Annotated in this window: 14 protein-coding genes; all 14 read left to right on the top strand. The window is 39.5% G+C overall.

Annotated features, from left to right (window positions below; genetic code table 11):
• Positions 1-2 precede the first annotated feature (2 nt).
• The 14 genes from BV60_RS0115550 to BV60_RS0115485 all read left to right on the top strand — a co-directional run bounded on the left by BV60_RS0115550 (position 3) and on the right by BV60_RS0115485 (position 19,864).
• On the top strand, positions 3-1,199 hold the full coding sequence (locus tag BV60_RS0115550; protein ID WP_029323198.1) for a hypothetical protein: 1,197 nt from the start codon (positions 3-5) through the stop codon (positions 1,197-1,199).
• A 13-nt stretch (positions 1,200-1,212) separates the two neighbouring features.
• On the top strand, positions 1,213-2,262 hold the full coding sequence (locus tag BV60_RS0115545) for a glycosyltransferase family 2 protein (RefSeq protein WP_029323197.1): 1,050 nt from the start codon (positions 1,213-1,215) through the stop codon (positions 2,260-2,262).
• Positions 2,263-2,264: 2 nt separating this feature from the next.
• Complete coding sequence (locus tag BV60_RS0115540) at positions 2,265-3,389, top strand: glycosyltransferase family 52 (RefSeq protein WP_035777285.1); 1,125 nt, start codon at positions 2,265-2,267, stop codon at positions 3,387-3,389.
• A 36-nt stretch (positions 3,390-3,425) separates the two neighbouring features.
• Positions 3,426-5,177: an ABC transporter ATP-binding protein gene (locus BV60_RS0115535; RefSeq protein ID WP_029323193.1), complete on the top strand. Its 1,752-nt coding sequence runs from the start codon at positions 3,426-3,428 to the stop codon at positions 5,175-5,177.
• A 74-nt stretch (positions 5,178-5,251) separates the two neighbouring features.
• Entirely contained in the window at positions 5,252-7,012 is a 1,761-nt protein-coding gene (locus BV60_RS0115530) for a hypothetical protein (protein ID WP_029323191.1), read from the top strand.
• A 29-nt stretch (positions 7,013-7,041) separates the two neighbouring features.
• Positions 7,042-7,500, top strand: coding sequence for a GtrA family protein (locus BV60_RS0115525; protein WP_029323189.1), 459 nt, complete (start codon positions 7,042-7,044; stop codon positions 7,498-7,500).
• 3 nt (positions 7,501-7,503) lie between these two features.
• Positions 7,504-8,640, top strand: coding sequence for a dTDP-4-amino-4,6-dideoxygalactose transaminase (gene rffA / locus BV60_RS0115520; RefSeq protein ID WP_029323187.1), 1,137 nt, complete (start codon positions 7,504-7,506; stop codon positions 8,638-8,640).
• A gap of 2 nt (positions 8,641-8,642) precedes the next feature.
• Complete coding sequence (locus tag BV60_RS0115515) at positions 8,643-10,526, top strand: hypothetical protein (protein ID WP_029323184.1); 1,884 nt, start codon at positions 8,643-8,645, stop codon at positions 10,524-10,526.
• A gap of 15 nt (positions 10,527-10,541) precedes the next feature.
• Entirely contained in the window at positions 10,542-11,087 is a 546-nt protein-coding gene (locus tag BV60_RS0115510) for a GNAT family N-acetyltransferase (protein WP_051656787.1), read from the top strand.
• 42 nt (positions 11,088-11,129) lie between these two features.
• Positions 11,130-12,080: a glycosyltransferase family 2 protein gene (locus BV60_RS0115505; RefSeq protein WP_029323181.1), complete on the top strand. Its 951-nt coding sequence runs from the start codon at positions 11,130-11,132 to the stop codon at positions 12,078-12,080.
• On the top strand, positions 12,073-13,737 hold the full coding sequence (locus BV60_RS0115500) for a DUF6020 family protein (protein ID WP_029323179.1): 1,665 nt from the start codon (positions 12,073-12,075) through the stop codon (positions 13,735-13,737). Before BV60_RS0115505 ends, BV60_RS0115500 begins: the two co-directional genes overlap by 8 nt.
• The gene (locus tag BV60_RS0115495; RefSeq protein WP_029323177.1) at positions 13,734-16,448 is read left to right on the top strand and encodes an O-antigen ligase family protein; all 2,715 of its coding nucleotides are present in this window, start codon (positions 13,734-13,736) and stop codon (positions 16,446-16,448) included. Before BV60_RS0115500 ends, BV60_RS0115495 begins: the two co-directional genes overlap by 4 nt.
• A gap of 64 nt (positions 16,449-16,512) precedes the next feature.
• Positions 16,513-18,456 carry a polysaccharide biosynthesis protein gene (locus BV60_RS0115490; RefSeq protein ID WP_029323176.1) on the top strand — a complete coding sequence of 648 codons (1,944 nt, stop codon included), beginning with the start codon at positions 16,513-16,515 and terminating at the stop codon, positions 18,454-18,456.
• A gap of 124 nt (positions 18,457-18,580) precedes the next feature.
• Positions 18,581-19,864, top strand: coding sequence for a DegT/DnrJ/EryC1/StrS family aminotransferase (locus BV60_RS0115485; RefSeq protein ID WP_029323174.1), 1,284 nt, complete (start codon positions 18,581-18,583; stop codon positions 19,862-19,864).
• The last annotated feature ends 11 nt before the right edge of the window (positions 19,865-19,875 follow it).

Genomic DNA, 19,875 nt, shown 5'->3' with positions numbered 1-19,875 from the left:
TTATGTATGAGATCGGAAGCGAATTCAATTTTGAAAATACGACAAGGAGAGAAAACTTTTTAAGTCTTTATTCTGAGCTTTCGCAAAGATGCGACAGAAGTATTGAGTTTTTGAGATGCGGAAGAGATGCAATAGGCTTTGTAGCCGATGATATAATTGCCAAGAACAAGGATCTGGAAAATGTATTTTTGCCTGCTTTGTCATGTGATTCGATGGTAAAACCTTTTGTGGTCAGAGGAACAAGAACTGTCTTTTACGGATTGGAAGAAACACTTTCGGTTAATGCAGATAAGCTTGCACTAAGAATAGAAGAAGTAATGGGCAAGGATGTAAAAGATAAGCCATTTGCAATTCTTTTAATGAACTTTTTCGGAATTGCCGATACTTTTGAGACAGAACGGGCTCTTAGAGACAGATTTAATAACATCATAATTATAGAGGATGTGACGCATATTCTTATGGAACCCGAAAAGTACATGTTTGAAGGCGGACTTGCGGACTACTATGTGGGAAGCATAAGAAAGTGGCTTGGAATTCCAGACGGAGCACTTGCTATTTCCAGATCGGAATTTGTAATGGGTGCACTGACCGGGGAAACAGATTTTACTGCCCTCAGGATGCAGGCGCTATTAGAGAAAACAGAGTATCTGGATAACGGTGATATGGAGCTGAAGGCACATTTTAGAAAACTTTTGTCTGAGGCAGAGGATTCACTTAGTGACGGTCTTGATCCGTATCATATATCAGATGTGAGCGCAGATTACTTAAGCGAAATTGATGTAGACAGAATCTGCGAAAGAAGATGTGCAAATTACAAAAATCTTTATAAGGAACTGAAAGCATTGCCTCTTTGCGGTAAAGCTTTCAGACTTCTTCCTGAGATACCGGTAAATGGGGATGGAGAATATAAATATACCCCGTTTATGCTTCCAATTGTACTTGATACTGATTTTATGCAGAGAAGTGCTATAACAGAGAGCGGAAAAAGTGTTACCCGTGACGAATTTGAAAAGCAGCTTGCTGAGAACGGAGTTTATGCTCCGGTACTTTGGCCTGTTTCCGATGAAGCAGCTAAAGTTTGCTCAAATTCAGAGCATTTTTCAAATAATATGCTCTCATTCTGGATTGATCAGAGATATAGCCGCTTTGACATGGAGAATGTGGCAAAAATACTAAATGATGAATTGAGCAGACTGTAAGAAAGATATTTATATGCGACTTAGTGTAATTGTGCCTGTTTATAATATGGCAGGTGAGGATAAATTAAAGCATTGTCTCGATTCACTTGTGAATCAGACTCTGCCGGACGGAGAAATAGAGATAATTGCGGTTGATGACTGTTCTACGGATAATTCCTTTGAGATAATGCAGGAATATGAAAAGGAATATCCCCAAAGGTTCATAGCCCTCCACAGCCCTGTAAATCACCACCAGGGAGGTGCCAAGAATCTGGGACTTGGAGCCAGCAGCGGAGAGTGGATAGGTTTTATTGATGCCGATGATTGGGTAGTACCTGATTATTATGAGAGACTGTTAAAAAAAGCTGACGAGACCGGAGCAGATATGGTGGGATGCGATTACAGCCTTGTAAATCACTACACCTTTGAACCTGGGCAGGTTGTGCATAACAATAATTCGGGGCAGACCGGGATTATGGATGAGGCGAAATATAAAAAGCTTCTTCTTGATACAGGAAGCCTTGTTGTAAAGATTTATAAGAGAAATATCGTTCTTGGAAAAAAAGAACTTAAAAACGGCAAATATGAGGTTTTTCCTGAAGATATTTTTTATGAAGACAACGCAGTGAGCAATACCTGGATGCTGAGGGTAAAGCACTTTGAGTATATAAAAGAGCCGCTTTATTTTTATTTTCAGCATGACGCTTCTACTGTTCACACGATCTCAAAAAAGAATCTCGAGGACAGGATGGCAGCCGGAAGACAGATTATTTCAGAGGCAAGAGAGAATGGCTATCTTGAAAAATACAAGCCTGAAATAGAGTTTATGTATACTGTTCTTTTTTATGTTAATACACTGTTTTCAGCAATGCCTATTGAACAGCATATAGAGGATTGCTATAGCTTTACAAAAAGTATGGGGCAGGAAATGAAGAAAGCTTTTCCTGATTTTCAGGCTAATCCGTACTATATTGAAAGAATTCACCCTGAGGAGAAGAAGCTTATAGGAATGCAGATGAAGTCTCATTTCCTTTTTTATGTATATTACAGACTTCTATGGTTCTACAGGGGACTGAGGAGATAAATTTGCACGATAGAATTTATGTATGTCACACTTTTTATCATGTATATGTGACATGCCTTAAGGAATTTCATATATTGCATCAGACAAGCCTAAAAGGCGAAAAAGCATCAGAGGGAAGTGAGGCTGCGGGAAGGGCAACTCTGGTGCTTTCCAAAATGAGTAATAAATTCGGTTCAATGGTTGAAAGAGCAAGAGAATGCGGGCTGTTTGAAGAGGTCATTGAATACGATGAAAAGGTGGATACATTCTTTCCGGAGCTTGCACCGCTTCGCACCAATACGGGCAGTCTTCCGAAAAATATGTTAAACAGAATAAAATTTTGCAAAAAGTTTGCAAAGCTTCAGGAACAGTATGTCCCGGTTGATTTTACAAAATACAGGGATATTTATGTATTTTGTGATTCAGACCCTATAGGCTATTATCTGAATTATAAAAAGATAAGATACCATGCGCTTGAGGACGGCCTAAACTGCATTAAGTACGGAGATCAGGCACGTTACGATAATAACGGGCATTTCAGGTTTAAGGCATGGCTGGCATCGACGGGACTTATTTTTATTCAGAATGGCTGGGGGAGATATTGCATAGATATGGAAGTTAATGATATTTCCATTCTTGATTATCCATGCCCCAAGTATATAGAGGTTCCCCGTGAACCGCTTGTGGACGAGCTTACGCAGGCTGATAAGGATCTGATGCTTAAGCTGTTTGTGGAAAATATGGATGAACTGAAAAAACAGCTTGAAGAAGGAAAGGATAAGCCAAGAGTTCTCATTTTATCGGAGCCCCTTTGCGACCTTAAGACCAGAGAGCGGCTGTTTAGGGATCTTGTAACGGAGTATGCGAAGGTGGACGGAAAGGATGCGATAGTCATGATAAAGCAGCATCCCCGCGATTATCTTGATTATAAGACTCTGTTTTCGGATGTTATTCTTCTTGCAGGAACTTTCCCTATGGAAATGCTTAACTTTATCGATGGGCTTAAATTTGATAAACTTGTATCTGTTTATACTGTTGTGGATTCAATCAGATTTGTAAAGGAAAAGGTGTTTCTCGGAGACGACTTCATGGATAAATATGAAGCACCCGAAATCCACAGACTGAATGAACAGATAATTGATGATTAAATCAGATAAAACTTGCGTTTATAAATTAGGAGAATTATGAAGAAGATTTACCAGAAAATGATGTTGCTGCTTGATGGAAGGCAAAAGAGACAGATGGTCCTGATCGTAATCATGATGCTTGTTGGAGGTCTCTTTGAAACCCTGGGAATTGCAATGATATTCCCTGTTATGAAAATTGTAATGGACCCTGATGCAGTATCTGAAAGCCCGAAGTATTCAGCTGTATATAATTTACTTGGATGCAGCAGTATCACTCAGTTTGCAGCAATAATCATGATATCGATGGTGCTTATATTCCTTGTAAAGAATATCTTTTTGTTTTTTATCAATGTAGTTCAGCTGCGATTTGTTTACACTAATCAGTTTGCGACCTCAAGACGCATGATGATCAACTTCATGCAGAGACCTTATGAGTATTACCTGAATGCTGATACATCGGTTATCCAGAGGAATATAACCTCTGATGTGAACAACATGTACGGACTGATACTGAGCTGCCTGCAGCTTATTTCGGAGATGATAGTTTTTGCATGCCTTGTGGTCATGCTACTTACTGTAGATGCAAAGATGACGCTTTCCATAGCATCCCTGCTTGTTGCGGTTCTGCTTATTATCAAATATATAATCAAGCCTGTTATGGCTAAGGCAGGGCAGGATAATCAGGACTACTACAGTGGACTTTTTAAATGGATTGAGGAATCCGTTACAGGTATAAAAGAGATCAAGATAGCAAATAAAGAGAATTATTTCATTAACGGTTATGCTGATTGCGGTGCCGGCTATGTTAATGCGGTACAAAAATATAATCTGTACAATTCAACCCCCAGACTTTTGATCGAAACCATAAGTGTGGCAGGAATGATTGGCTATATGCTCATAGTTATGATGAGTGGTCAGAGTGTAAAGGATCTTGTTCCGCTTTTCACTGTTCTCGGAGCAGCAGCGACAAGACTTCTTCCAAGTGCAAACAGAATAAACAACTACCTTACTTCCATAGCATATTTTGAACCCTTTTTCATGAATGTAAGCGATAATCTTCAGCAGGAGATAAATGATGGCAGTGTTTCTTATAAAGCTGAGGATTATAAGATAATGAAAGAAGTTGAAAAGCTTCCTGTTCATAAGTCTATAGAGCTTAAGAATATTACGTATCGCTATCCTAATTCCGCTGCCTATGTTTTAAAGAATGCGGATATGACAATACCTGTTGGAAAATCCATAGGTATTGTTGGAACTTCCGGTGCCGGAAAAACGACTATTGTTGACATTATGCTCGGATTATTACAGATAGAAACCGGAGAAATCCTGGCGGATGGTGTTGAGATAAGAGAGCATTATCCAGAGTGGCTTAAGAACATAGGGTATATTCCTCAGACTATTTTTATGCTGGATTCAACCATAAGGAAAAATGTTGCCTTTGGTGTTTCCGATGATGATATTGATGATAATAAGGTGTGGGCTGCATTGAAGGAAGCCCAGCTTGATGAGTATGTAAGATCCCTTCCGGAGGGGCTTGATACCACAATAGGAGAGAGAGGTATCAGACTGTCAGGTGGTCAGAGACAGAGAATCGGAATCGCAAGAGCCCTTTTTGAGGATCCGGAGGTTCTTGTTCTTGATGAAGCTACAAGTGCTCTTGATAATGAGACAGAGGCTGCGATCATGGATTCCATAAACAGACTTCATGGCAAGAAAACACTGATTATAATTGCACACAGACTGCAGACCATTGAAAAATGCGACATGGTTTACAGAGTAAACGGACAGAAGGTATCAATGGAGAGATAAGATACCTGAGAGAAAAAAGTTTTCCGACTTATAACAGGAGGTGCCTGCAATAATGGCAAACGAGGGGAGAAGGAATGCTGACGCTTAAGACCATAAGAGATAAGGTTTTTAAATTTAAAATATATCAGGAGCCGTTGGAAAAATGGATATTTCCGATAATTCTTTTATTCTATCCTATTATAGGTGCGACTCAGGGCGTTGATGTAACAGATACTACGTACAGTCTTGGGAATTATCAGTTTTCGGATGCACTTGATCCAATGTGGATGATAGCAACATATATTCCTAATGTTCTGGGAAAATTATTTATGAATCTTCCGGGCGGAAATACTATGCTCGGAATGAATATTTACTGCTCATTTATAATAAGTGCAACAGCTATTATTGCTTATTATCTGCTTCAGAGATGGATGCCAGGATGGATGACTTTTATCGGTGAGATAATTGCAATAAATCTTTGCTGGTGTCCCAGAGTTATATTGTATAACTATCTGACCTATTTTTGCTTTACCACAGGTACTTTGCTGCTCATGCATGCCATGACTGATTACGAGATTACAAAATGGAAGTTTGTGCTTGCAGGATTTGTTCTCGGATTATCTGTTATGGTGAGATTCCCCAATATAACCGAAGCTTCGATGATACTTATTTTGTGGTTTTACGAGGGGATTCACAGACGAGACTTTAATGAGATACTTAGAAAAACAGGATTGTGTATTCTTGGTTATTTTATTGGCTTTTTGATTCCCTTTATTGCAATCTGTATTCAATACGGAGTAAGCGCATATCCTGACATGATAATATCGCTTTCCGAAATGACAAAGGGAGCAGCTGATTATTCTGCATTTGGTATGCTGGGAGCAATTTTAAAAGCCTGGTACGGAAGTCTTAAGAATATGATCGTGATGATTCCATGCATTATAGTCGGAACGATCATGATAATGCTAAGATCCGGTAGATACTATTGGATAAAGAGAATACTTTATATTTTTGGTATTTTTGCCCTTCTGTATTTTTATTATGAGAGTGGTGTGTTTACCAGAAGTTATTGGTATTATGATTCAATGTTTGAACCCGCTATGATGTTTCTTATCTTCGGAATTATATTCTTTATTATAGGTATTACTCCGAAAATTCATGGTCAGGCTTCAGAGAGGAGTCTTTGCCTCGCATGTCTGATTATTATGGTTATTACTCCACTTGGTAGTAATAATTATACATATCCTCTTATTAATAATCTGTTTATTGTGGCACCGCTTATAATGTGGATGTTTAGAAGAATGAGGCAGGCAGCAGGTCCGAATGAGATTCATTTCACTTGGAAAGCCATGTATATGGCAATACTTGTACTTATATTTGTTCAGGGATCTCTTTTCCATTTAGAGCACAGCTTTCTGGACGGAACTGACGGAACAAAGCGATCAGCCCTTATGGGAACAAGGGATATACAAAAGGCAGCAGGCATGCATACTACCGAAAGTAATGCGGAGGAGCTTTCTGATCTCTATGATGCTATAAGAGAAAACGGACTTGAGGATAAAAGGCTCTTACAGTTCGGAAATGCTCCAGGACTTTCCTATCTGATGGATATGGAACCCGCTATTTTTTCAACATGGCCGAATCTTGATTCAAATACTACAGAAAAATTTGCAAGTGAACTGGCTACTTTTGATGGGGCAAAAAGTGAGGAAATGCCTGTTGTAATAATATGTCCCGAGTTTAAGGGAGAAGCATTGTGGGAAGAAAAGTATGACCTTATATTGGACTTCCTTAGAACTTGGAAGTATAATAATATCTTCGATGATGGACGATTCGAGGTTTATGTTGTCGAATAAAGGAAATGTTTTTTAGATGAGAGGATATTATGAATAATTTATTACAGCAGATCATGAAGTTTGGACTTGTGGGAGTTTTTTGTTTCTTTGTGGACTACTTCCTGTATCTTATAGCGAATTTTGCTTTTGAAAAAGTGGGAATAGCCTCAATTTTCCCCAAGTACTATCTATTATCTGCGCTGGTTGGTTTTATTGTTTCGGTAGTAGTCAATTATGTTCTGAGTTTTAAATTTGTCTTTGTACGTCGCGATGATATGAGCAGGAAGAAAGAATTTACAATATTCCTTATTCTCAGTATCATCGGACTTGGAGTAAATGAGCTTTGCCTTTTCGTCGGAATAGATCTTATCTATATGAATTGGGGATGGCTTCAGAGTATTATGAGCGAAGCTTTCGCAAAGAATCTTTTCTTCAAGTTTGGCGCTACAGCTGTGGTTATGGTATACAATTTTATAACACGTAAGATTTTTCTTGAGCAGAAGGATTAATATATGAGAATAAATTTTAATGTACCTCCCTATACCGGGAAGGAAATGGAATACATAAGGGAATGTGTTGAAAACCAGAAGATTTGCGGTGATGGCGTATACACAAAGATGGATAATGAGTGGATAGAGAAAAAGACAGGTGTAAAAAAATGTCTTTTGACCACATCCTGCACACATGCTACTGAGATGGCTGCAATTCTTGCGGGGATCAAAGAGGGCGATGAAGTTATAATGCCGTCATATACTTTTGTATCTACTGCCAATGCTTTTGTTCTTCGCGGAGCTAAGGTGGTTTTTGTGGATATCCGCCCGGATACCATGAATATCGATGAAAATCTTATTGAGGAAGCTATTACTTCTAAAACAAGAGCTATTGTACCTGTCCACTACGCAGGAGTAGGCTGTGAGATGGACACGATCATGGATATTGCAAAGCGTCACAATTTATTTGTTGTTGAAGATGCAGCACAGGGGGTAATGAGTACCTATAAGGGAAAAGCCCTTGGTGCAATAGGCGATTTCGGCAATTACAGCTTCCATGAAACAAAGAATTACAGTATGGGAGAAGGCGGAGCCCTGCTCCTTAGGGATGAAACCTATGTAAATGATGCCATAATCATCAGAGAAAAGGGAACCAACAGAACACTTTATCAGCTTGGAAAAGTAGATAAATATACCTGGTTACAGCCGGGGTCATCATACCTTCCAAGTGACATGAATGCTGCTTATCTCTATGCACAGCTTCAGATGGCAGATGAAATAAATGAAACCCGAATGGATCACTACAACAGATATTATGATGCGTTTAGAGATATGGCTGATTCAGGGATTATAGAATTGCCCTATGTGCCAAAGGAATGTGTTCATAATGCGCATATGTTCTACATAAAGTGTAAGGATGCAGAGGAGAGAGAAGGCCTTATACAGTATCTGAAGGCAAATGACATTCTTCCGGCCTCTCATTATGTGCCGCTTCATACATCAACTGCCGGACTTAAGTACAGCCGGTTTAACGGTGAGGATAAGTATACTACCAAAGAAAGCTTAAGGCTTCTCAGGCTTCCTATGTATTATAGTCTTACTAACGAGGATCTTGACGAAGTAGTGATGCGTGTTAAGGAGTACTATAAAGCTGTATAAATATGGAAAATAAAGGAAAAACAAAATCCCTCAATTCTATAATAACAGGTCTCATGACTGCTGCTTTTGCGGTGGTTATGGGACTTTTATACGCTTATTACTACGATCTTAATGATGATGTTTTAATGAAAGATCTTTTGTCGGGGGTTTTTACAGGAGAGCCCTGCTCACACAATATACAGATGCTTTACTCGATAAGCTTTTTCATAAGTCTTTTCTACAGGATTTTCAGAAATGCGGATTGTTATGGTATATATCTGCTTTTGTGTCAGTACATCAGTCTGTTTATTATCTTGAGATTTGTGTCAGGAAACATATCAAAGCTGATTCTTGGGAAAATGGGCAATAATACTGCTCTTTGGAAAAATGCCTTAATACATTTTTTTGCTGCCCTTCCGCTATTTGCTGTCGTACTGGCACTTATGCCCGGTCATTTGGTAATGGTTCAGTATACCTATGCCGTTGCGATGATATGTGCGGCAGCAGCTGTGTTGTTTTCAGAAAATAAGGATGTATTTGCGGTAATTCTTGTGATTCTGGCATTTTGTACCAGGTCCGAAATGACACTTCTTATGCTTCCCTTTGTATTGCTTGTGCCATTTTTCAGATATTTTGACGAAAACGGGAAGAATTTAAAAGAGCAGATAATTCCTGTTTTTGCTGTGGTAGTCGGACTTATAGTGTGTGAACTTATAAATTTTGCAGGCTATTCATCTAAGGAATGGAGGGAATTTAATTCCTTTTTTGACAGCAGAACACAGATATATGATTTTTACCAGATTCCGGATTATGAGGAAAATAAAGTTTTTTATGATTCGATTCAGTTAAAACGGAGTGAATATGAACTTCTTGTAAACTATAATTTCGGATTGGACAGTGATATTGATGCTTCAAAAATGGCGAAGATCGCAGACTATGCAAAGAGCATAAGTACGAAAGAAGGAATTCTGCCTGCCATAAAGAAAAATCTTCCTTTATACTTCTACAGACTGAGAAGTATAGGGATTCCACAAGACTATGAATACCCTATGACGGATTCTCCATGGAATATTGTTACAGGGGCTATGTATGTCATAACCTTTGTTTTGACGTTTCTCTATATGAGTGGCAAAAAGAGCATGCTTTTTACTATATGGAGTTCTGTTTGGAGACTTCTTATACTCTTTGGCGGAAGAACGCTTCTGTGGATGTATATTCTTGTAAGAGGTCGCGATCCAATAAGAATAACCCATTCTCTTTATCTTTTGGAGATTACGGTTCTTGTGATAACTGCTTGTAAAATGCTTGTGAGGCTGGTTAAATCAGCAGAGGAAAAAAAGCATGATAATAGTGAAAACCGTCAGAATGTGGAAATGGTCGCACATTTTTTTGCCGGTTTTTGTGTCCTTGTATTTTTTTCGGTTTGTATAAGATATATTCCGGAGGGCGCAAAGATAGTCAAAAAAGAGTGTCTTGGCAGAGATGAATATAATAGAGCATATGAGGAACTGGACAACTACTTTAAGGAACATGGGGATGAGTTTTTCTTTGTTGATGTTTATAGCTCTGTTGCCTATGCGGATATGGGATATACATATTCGCAGAGAATGCTCCATGACACAGATAACAGTGTTTCCAACTCAGTCCTTATGGGAGGCTGGGCGTCAAAGAGCCCTGCTGAAAAACAAAAGCTCTTGTATTTTTGCTTTGATGAACCGATGGAAGAGGCAATACTGGAGGATAAGTCTTATATAGTGTCCGATATGGATGACGATATGGAATGGATTTTCAACTATTACCTGGATAAAGACCGATATGTTACCCTTACAAGAGAGGATGAGGTTGCAGGGGAGTTTGTTATCTGGAAGATGACTGAAAATAAAGATACCGGTACTGTCTGGAATTGAGAAGAGGAATAATAGATGGAAACCATTATAGGAGAGAAGATAATACTTCGGAAAATAACTTATGATGATACACCGCTTGTGGTTAAATGGAGAAATAATCCAAGAGTAAGGAATAATTTTATTTATCGGGAATTCTTTACTGATGAAATTCACAATGGCTGGATGAAAAACAAAGTTGAAACAGGTGAAGTGGTTCAGCTTATCATCTGTGAAAAGCCGGAAACATGGGATAAGGAAGAGAACGAGATGTCCTTAAGACCTGTGGGAAGTGTGTACTTAAGGGATATAGACAATAAGGAAAAGACGGCCGAGTATGGTGTTTTTATAGGCGAGGATGACGCAACTGGTCACGGTTATGGCAACGAAGCTGCAGACCTTATGTGTGAATATGCAGCTTATGTGCTTAAACTTGAGAAACTGATACTTCGTGTTTTCGTGGGAAATGAAGCAGCCAGGAAAAGCTATGAGCATGCAGGATTTATAAAGAAGCAGGATCTGCCAAAAGTAGAGTGTTCCGATGGCTCAATAAGGGATATGATACTGATGGAAAAGATGCTTTAATGTTTTCGGAATAATAAAGAAAGAATATGGTAAAATAACCCTATGCGAAATAAATTAGTTAGCTTTGTGATTCCGTGCTATCGCTCGGAGAAAACAATTGAAGATGTTATAAATGAGATAGAAGGCGCAATGGACATGCTTGTCCTTTACAGCTATGAGATAATCCTTGTAAATGATTGCTCTCCGGACAATACCTGGGATAAAATCTGTGAGCTTGTCAGGGAGCATGACGAGGTTCGGGGCTATAATCTTGCTAAGAACTTTGGTCAGCACTGCGCCATAATGGCAGGCCTTAATGAGGCAAAGGGTAACATAATAGTATGCCTTGATGATGATGGACAGACTCCTGCCGATGAAGTTGGAAAACTCCTCTATCAGATAGAGAAAGGTGCAGATGTTGCATATGCAAGATATGCGCATAAAAAGCATAATCTTTTCAGAAATTTCGGAAGCGCCATGAATGAGTGGATGGCTCATATCATGCTCGGAAAACCGAAGGAGCTGTCTGTGTCCAGTTATTTTGCGGCAAGACGTTTTGTTGTGGATGAGATGATTAAGTATAAGAGCTCTTATCCATACGTTATCGGACTGGTACTGCGGACTACAAAAAATATCGTAAACGTAGATGTTACTCACAGAGCAAGAGAAGTCGGTGAGAGTGGCTATACCTTTTCAAAGCTCATGGGACTTTGGATAAATGGCTTTACCGCCTTTAGTGTTAAGCCTTTGCGTATAGGAACCCTGATGGGCGGAATATTTGCCGGTATAGGATTCATGTACGGAATATTTACGGTAATAAAGAAGATTTTGTATCCTGATCTTCCTGCGGTTGGATTTTCAGCGCTTATGTCAGCTATTACCTTTATGTGCGGAATGCTTATGCTAATGGTGGGTATGGCCGGTGAATATATAGGAAGAATATATATTTCCCAGAATAATAATCCGCAGTATGTTATTCGTGATGAGGCTAAACATGAGGAATCGAATGAGTAAGAATAAGACCTGGCTGTTGCCGGTCTTATTTGGTGTAGGTGCATCGCTGAGTCTGGTATTAGGATATCAGCTAGAAACGACTGACCATGTGGACCTTGGTAATACAAGGATGCTTATGCTCTTTGCCGGGCTGACAGTACTTATCAGCTTTCTTGTACATTTATCCTGGCAGAGACTTTTACTTAAGGCTGGAAGAGAATTAAACAGTATTTCAGCGGAGAGCACCTATAAAAATATAACGAAAATCAGAACGAAAAAGGGATATACCCGTAGCGAATTTTTCAGGGTCTGGATGCTTATAGCTCTTTGTAATTTTGTTGTTCTCCTTGGAGTCTATCCCGGTTTTTTCGTTTACGATGCTCAGACGGAAGTTATAGAAGTGCTTTCAAGAAGCTTTAATACGCACCATCCGCTTTTGCATGTGCTTCTTCTTGGCGGCAGCGTTGCTTTTTTTCATAAATTTACAGGCAGCTATAATTTGGGGATTTTTGCCTATATATTTATTCAGATGCTTGTGATGACCTGGATATTTACCTATTTCATCAGCTTCCTTAAAAAGCATGGAGCAGGAAAGAGGATAAGAACGGCATCAGCTCTGTTTTTTGGGGGTTTTCCGACAATAGTTATGTATACCCTTTGCTCCTGTAAGGATGGATTTTTTTCTGCATTTTTAATTCTTACAGTAATTCTGATGATGGAATGGGAAGAGCTTTCGGGAAGAGGAGAAAAAAAGAAAAAGGCCGGGCAGATTATCATCTGTGCTGTTCTTATGATGCTTTTTAGGCACAACGGATTTTATGCTTATATTGTTTTTGCGGTTATTGTACTGATTGTATCAAAGCTTCTAAAGATAAAAGACAGATTTCACGGGGCTACATTTTTGATCGCTCCTGTAATTATCTATTTTTGCATCAATCTTGTGATAGGACATGTGGTAGGAGCTTCCGGCGGAGAGCATCAGGAAATGCTTACGGTTCCGATTCAGCAGCTTGCCAGAGTGTATTATTACGACAGTGATAGTTTTACGCAGGAAGAAAAAGACATCTTGCACAGATACCTGAGCGAAGAGGGGTTATCTCACTATACACCCAGAATATCGGACATACTTAAGATGTACTTCGACAACAGAGCTTACGAAGAGGATAAAAAAGCATTTTTGAAGCTTTGGATTACAAAGGGAATACAGAATCCCATGAGTTACCTCAACGGCTGGTTTTTGACATCTTACGGATACTGGTATCCGGGTGCAGTCATAAATGTTTATCAGGGAAATACTGTATTTACTTTTACTTATACGGATAGTTCATATTTTGGTTACGAGGTTGAACTGCCGGGTGAAAGACACAGTTTTATACCGATAATCGACAGCTTTTACAGAAAATTGTCCATAGAGAAATTTCAACAGAACATTCCGGTTGTTTCTCTTTTGTTCTCGCCGGCAGCATATTTCTGGTTGTGCTTTTACCTTCTTTTGACATGGTTTGTTGTCAGGAAGGAAAAGAATATATATCCATGGATTCTTGTAATGCTGGTTTGGCTTACGGTATTACTTGGGCCGACATACCTTGTGAGATATACGATTTATCTGTGGTATAGCGCTCCGATTTTGGTGTATACTGTTTTACTGCGTAAGCATACGTCAGTGGAGGATTTATGAGAAGAAAAGTTGTTTATAAGGGGACAGCTATAAGAGCGGTAATAATAATCTTTGCAGTTATTGCCATACTATCTGTTTTTCCTTTTAGAATCTGGCAAAGAACAATCACCGAAAAGGGTGGAGGTGAGATTGTTCAGATTTCGGACAGAGTAAATGATTATCATGACATAGTTCAGAAATTTATAGCTCAGTATGACAGGCTTGAATCAATAGATATATATGTTGATAATATAGAACTCGGAAATTATATGTCCATGGTTTTTTATAATGAAAACATGGAAGAAGTCTACCAGAGATTTGTGTATTTAAGAGATGCAAACCTTCCGGGCTACATAAATGTTAAGGTGGGGCTTGACCTTAATGTTGGTGAGACATACACCATGATACTAAACGGTGCATTTTCAACGTTTTATGTAGCGTTCGAGCATGCGGGGGAAGATACATCGCCATATTTTGTTTCCTTTGCCTACCATGATACAACAGTGGATGGACTTCAGCTTGCGGCAGCATATAACTACAGACAGCCTATAACTAAGAAGATGTCGCTTCTGATCATTGCAGGAATAATTCTGCTTGCTGTTTTATTGTGCGCTATTGAAAGACTGACTGCAGATAAAAGAAAGAACAAGCTTGTAACCGTCCATCAGGTAGTAAGAGTAGTATGCAATCCCATAGCTTTCGTGGTTGCTATAGGATTGATGGTCCTTATATACCCTGTTAAGTATTTTGATACAAGACCTCTTGAGAATGTGTTTCTTGAGGTCGGAGTTGTTATAACAGCAGCATTTGTTTTCTACGCTATAAATCATGAAAACGATGCCACACTTGATGTTAAGCTTTGGCATAATCTCAGAAATTTTACTCAGATGGGATTTATTGCAGCAGCTTTATGGTTCTGCTGTGAATATATGAACGCTCTTTACACAATTTATCAGACGCTGGCAGAACGTAAGGAAATGATATTTCTTTTACTATTCCTTTGTGCGGCTATTCCGTTCTCCAGATTGCTTAAGACCGGAAATGTTGTATATATAATTATTGCTATGGTAATCGGGACACTATATAGAAATGCTCATTTACTTCCTGATACTGAGAAGGAATACGATCTTCACAATGCAGCACTTACTTATGGGATAATAATTGCCATTCTGGCAGGATTTCTGATTATTAATTTTGCTGTGGAAATATATTACAGACTGCGAAAAAAAGAGGAATATGTGTCAATGGGCACAGGCCTTAAAATAAGCAGTTTCGGAATTATACTTTTAGCATTTTTTGCGGTCCTTGTCGCTTTCAGAAACACAAGATGGTGGGGAGTTGCGCTTGCTGTTTTTGTAATCGGACTTATGCTCAGCTATGGCTTGTATGGATTTAAGGCATATCCTGAGTTGATTATCGGAGGATTACTCCTCAACTTTGTTATATCAATGGGATATTGCTGGATGTATAGAAGCTTTGCTGCTTTTAACACCGGAAGATATGCGTTTGTTTTCCACACGGTGACAGTAACGGCAGAATATATGACCGTAATGGAATGTGCATCAGCGGTACTGCTTTTATACAAGATATATACGACGAGGGATGAAAAGTCCTTCAGGAGCAGGTTCAGATATCTGTGGAAGGAGTTTGTTCTTTTTGGCTTTGTCACCGCATATATGCTGTTTACTATCTCCCGTACTTCATATCTTGCTTGTGTAGTAATGTTTATTTGCATGCTTGCCATCACAGCTGCAGATTGTAAGAAAGGAAAGCTTCGCTATCTGGGAATACAGGTAGTTACCATGGCATTGTCGGTAATTTTGTGTTTCCCCGCAGCTTTTGCACTTCAGAGAATGCTTCCCGCAATAGTGGCTCATCCTAAGAAGTTTCCGATTGAGACAGGAAACTATGGATTGTATGGAGGAGGACAGCCGGACAATCATCTATATATGAATATAGAAAGATTTGTGGATCTGTTTTCCGAGAAGATTCTTAATGTTGACTTTATGGATTATAATTATCCGGAAGATATAGCTAATTTCAACGATGAAGGATATTCAACTGTCGGAGAGAACGGAGTTCCGCTGACTGAGGATCAGTCAAGGGCGATGGTGTATTCACTACCTGAAATTGTTGCCTCAAAGCAGACAACACCTGAAATCAAAGAGTATCTTATGGAAACAGGGGGGCGTGAGCTTCTGGAAAACATGAGACTTGAAGAGGAAAGACTAAAGGCGGAAGCAGAAGCTGCCGCAAGTCAGGAAAATGCGGACGGTGCCGGCGGAAATGGAGAACAGCCTGAAAGTGAGCAAAATGATGAAACACAGGAAAGCTCAGGAACCGGTGACGGTATCGAAGAGTTTTCAAATGGCAGAATCACGATATTTAAGTCCTATCTTCAGCAGATGACACCTTTTGGACATGAGGAGATGGGAGCTGTTCTCCCTTCCGGTGAAGTGGCTGTTCATGCGCATAATACCTATATTCAGGTTATGTTTGATAATGGTATATTAGCCGGTATAGTATTCCTTTTGATGATGGCTTTTGCTTTCTTCAAAGGTGCCGCATATTATTTGAAGAACAGAAATGACATACCCGGAGCACTTCTTCCTTATGCTATGACTGTCGGCTTCGGAATAGCAGCCATATCGGAATGGGTATTTCAGTTTAGTAATCCGATGGCAATAGCACTTGTTTTTTCAATCATGCCAATTGCTTTTAAAGAAAAATAACGATGAAATCGGCAATTCTTCCACAGGTGGGATGAAAAGCTGATTTATGATAGAATAAAGAGATATGAAATCAGAGAAGAAACCTTTTAATTTTGCAAAATTTTACAGAAGAGTCGGACTTGTGGTTTATGATGTGCTAAGCATCATTATCGCAAGTTATTTGGCACTCCTTATGAGATATGAGTTCAACATTGATCTGGTGCCGTATGAATTTATGGATCCGGTTACTGATTTTTTGGTGATCAATGTAGCACTTTCACTTGTATTTTTCTATTTTTTCAGATTGTATAACAGTCTGTGGGCTTATGCGGGTGAAAATGAACTTCAAAATCTTGTATTTGCCTGTGTGGCATCAGGTGTAGCCAATGCTTTCGGCCTCCAGTTTTTTAAGGTAGGAAGACAGCCGGTTCCTCAGAGCTATTACTTTTTATATACGTTCATTTTGATAACGCTGATATTTATTAGCAGATTCAGCTATAGATTTATCAGAAGTGTAAAACATAAGACTGAGAACCGCAAAAACACTACTTCTGTTATGGTGATCGGCGCCGGGGAATCAGGTAACATCATTATAAAGGAAATTGTGAACAGCAACTTTTCCACTATGGTCATCAGATGCATCATAGATGATGACAGAAGCAAATGGGGACATTATATTCAGGGAATCAGAGTTGTAGGCGGTCGTGACAAGATATTGGAGTGTGCGGATCTCTATGACATTGATGAAATAATAGTAGCAATCCCTTCTCTTTCAAGAAGTGAGATGAAAAAGCTGCTTGATCTGTGTAAGGAGACTAACTGTAAGCTTCGTTCACTTCCGGGCGTATATCAGCTTGTGAATGGTGAGGTCAATGTAAGTAAGCTGCGCGAGGTAGAAGTTGAGGATCTTCTTGGAAGAGATCCCATTGCAGTAGACTTAAATCAGATTGCCGGTTATGTAAGCGGTAAGACAGTTCTTGTTACAGGCGGTGGCGGATCTATAGGATCAGAGCTTTGCAGACAGATAGCAAATCATAAACCCAAGAAGCTTATAATAATCGATATTTACGAAAACAATGCTTACGATATACAGCAGGAACTTAAGAGAAATCATCCTGAGCTTGATCTTGAGGTTTTGATTGCTTCCGTAAGAAATACTAACAGAATTAATAGGATCTTTGAAAAATACAGACCTGAAATTGTTTATCATGCAGCTGCTCATAAGCATGTACCGCTTATGGAAGACAGCCCTAACGAAGCTATAAAGAACAATGTTTTCGGAACATTTAAGACTGCCATGGCTGCAGCTATGAACGGCTGCAAAAAGTTTGTAATGATATCTACAGATAAAGCGGTTAATCCCACAAATATCATGGGTGCAAGTAAGAGAATTTGTGAGATGATCGTGCAGACCTTTAACAAGCATTATGATACAGAGTTTGTAGCAGTGCGCTTCGGAAATGTACTGGGTTCAAACGGCTCGGTTATACCTCTGTTTAAGAAACAGATAGCAGCAGGTGGTCCGGTTACCGTTACAGACCCTAATATCATCAGATATTTTATGACTATTCCCGAGGCTGTCAGCCTTGTAATGCAGGCCGGTGCATATGCAAAGGGCGGAGAAATTTTTGTCCTTGATATGGGAGAGCCTGTAAGAATCCTTGATCTTGCCGAGAACCTTATTAAACTTTCGGGATATAAAGTCGGAGAAGATATTAAGATTGAATTTACGGGACTTAGACCCGGAGAAAAACTGTATGAAGAGATGCTCATGGATGAGGAAGGACTGCAGGATACTGCCAACAGAATGATTCATATCGGAAAACCCATTGATATGGATGATATGAAATTCTTTGGACAACTTGAGGAACTTAACGGAGCTTCCAAGGCAGAGCATGCTGATGAGATAAGAGAAATTGTCCAGAAGATAGTAACTACTTATCATCCGGAGGACAATGCGGACTCGCACTCCATAGAACATCAGAAGGCACTCGAAAGAGCAGCTGAACTTATAAACGAGACAGAGTAAATTTTTTAATAATTTGTTAAATTAGTCCTTTCATGATAGGAAATGTAAAGCATGACCCGGCAACGGTACTGACAACAGAGCGGTATGAGTCGGGTAAAAACATGCGTTTAAAGATGAGGAAGATATGGACGAAAGATTTAATGGTATAAAGAAGTTTGAAAGCAAGATATGGTTATCTTCTCCCACGATGCATGGAGATGAGCTCAAGTGGGTTACTGATGCCATAGATAAAAACTGGGTTTCCACAGTAGGTGAGAATATAAATGAGGCTGAGCGCCTTGTACAGGAAATGGTTGGAAGAAAATATGCCGTAGGACTCAGTTCCGGAACAGCGGCACTTCATCTGGCAATAAGACTTGCAGGAGAAAAGCTCTATGGACCGCAGCCTGCAAATGTGGGAACACTCAGCGGCAAAAAAGTATTCTGTTCCGATATGACATTTGATGCAACCGTAAATCCGGTGGCATATGAGGGCGGTGAGGCAGTTTTTATTGATACAGAGGCTGATTCCTGGAACATGGATCCCGAGGCCTTGGAGAAAGCATTTGAGCTTTATCCAGATGTGAAGCTTATAGTTATCGCATATCTGTACGGAACTCCCGGAAAGATAAAGGAGATAAGGGCTATAGCTGATAAGCATGGCGCTCTGATTGTTGAAGATGCTGCTGAATCTTTCGGCGCATCTTATGAAGGCGTGCAGACAGGAAAGTTTGGAGACTATAGCGTTATATCCTTTAACGGAAACAAGATAATTACAGGAAGTGCGGGGGGAATGTTTCTTACAGATTCTCTAAGTGACTGCCATAAGGTAAGAAAATTAAGTACTCAGGCCAGAGAGGATGCGTCCTGGTATCAGCATGAGGAACTCGGCTACAACTATCGTATGTCAAATATAGTTGCGGGGGTCATAAGAGGACAGCTTCCTTACCTTAAAGAACATATAGAGGCTAAGAAAGCCATTTACTATAGGTACAAAGAAGGCCTTAAGGATCTTCCTGTGTCAATGAATCCTATTCCGGATAATACCGATCCAAATTATTGGCTCAGCTGTATGATAATTGACAGGGAGGCTTTGTGTCCTCAGGTTAGATCTGAGAAAGAGGTTCTTTACAAGTCAGAGCCCGGAAAATCATGTCCTTCGGAGATACTTGAAGCTCTTTCATATTTTAACGCAGAGGGAAGACCTATCTGGAAGCCCATGCATATGCAGCCTATGTACAGAAATAATATCTTTATTACTGTGCAGGGGATTATGCGCGGTAGAAGTAATGCATATATAAATGAGGGAACTTCTGTTGATGTAGGTGCGGATATATTTGAGAGAGGTTTATGTCTTCCTTCAGATAATAAGATGACTGAAGAAGAGCAGAGCGTTGTGATAGATATAATTCACAGATGCTTTAGATAATAATTGCGAGG

This window comes from Butyrivibrio sp. AE3004 (assembly GCF_000703165.1).
Classification (GTDB): Bacteria; Bacillota; Clostridia; order Lachnospirales; family Lachnospiraceae; genus Butyrivibrio.
The sequence above is the reverse complement of the archived record's forward strand: the minus strand, read 5'-3'. Positions and strand labels throughout refer to the sequence as shown.

Coding starts and splice junctions, on each gene's coding strand:
- BV60_RS0115485 (WP_029323174.1), top strand. CDS start 18,581: ATGGACGAAAGATTTAATGGTATAAAGAAGTTTGAAAGCAAGATATGG.
- BV60_RS0115490 (WP_029323176.1), top strand. CDS start 16,513: ATGAAATCAGAGAAGAAACCTTTTAATTTTGCAAAATTTTACAGAAGA.
- BV60_RS0115535 (WP_029323193.1), top strand. CDS start 3,426: ATGAAGAAGATTTACCAGAAAATGATGTTGCTGCTTGATGGAAGGCAA.
- BV60_RS0115495 (WP_029323177.1), top strand. CDS start 13,734: ATGAGAAGAAAAGTTGTTTATAAGGGGACAGCTATAAGAGCGGTAATA.
- BV60_RS0115530 (WP_029323191.1), top strand. CDS start 5,252: ATGCTGACGCTTAAGACCATAAGAGATAAGGTTTTTAAATTTAAAATA.
- BV60_RS0115550 (WP_029323198.1), top strand. CDS start 3: ATGTATGAGATCGGAAGCGAATTCAATTTTGAAAATACGACAAGGAGA.
- BV60_RS0115505 (WP_029323181.1), top strand. CDS start 11,130: ATGCGAAATAAATTAGTTAGCTTTGTGATTCCGTGCTATCGCTCGGAG.
- BV60_RS0115545 (WP_029323197.1), top strand. CDS start 1,213: ATGCGACTTAGTGTAATTGTGCCTGTTTATAATATGGCAGGTGAGGAT.
- BV60_RS0115510 (WP_051656787.1), top strand. CDS start 10,542: ATGGAAACCATTATAGGAGAGAAGATAATACTTCGGAAAATAACTTAT.
- BV60_RS0115525 (WP_029323189.1), top strand. CDS start 7,042: ATGAATAATTTATTACAGCAGATCATGAAGTTTGGACTTGTGGGAGTT.
- BV60_RS0115515 (WP_029323184.1), top strand. CDS start 8,643: ATGGAAAATAAAGGAAAAACAAAATCCCTCAATTCTATAATAACAGGT.
- BV60_RS0115500 (WP_029323179.1), top strand. CDS start 12,073: ATGAGTAAGAATAAGACCTGGCTGTTGCCGGTCTTATTTGGTGTAGGT.
- rffA (WP_029323187.1), top strand. CDS start 7,504: ATGAGAATAAATTTTAATGTACCTCCCTATACCGGGAAGGAAATGGAA.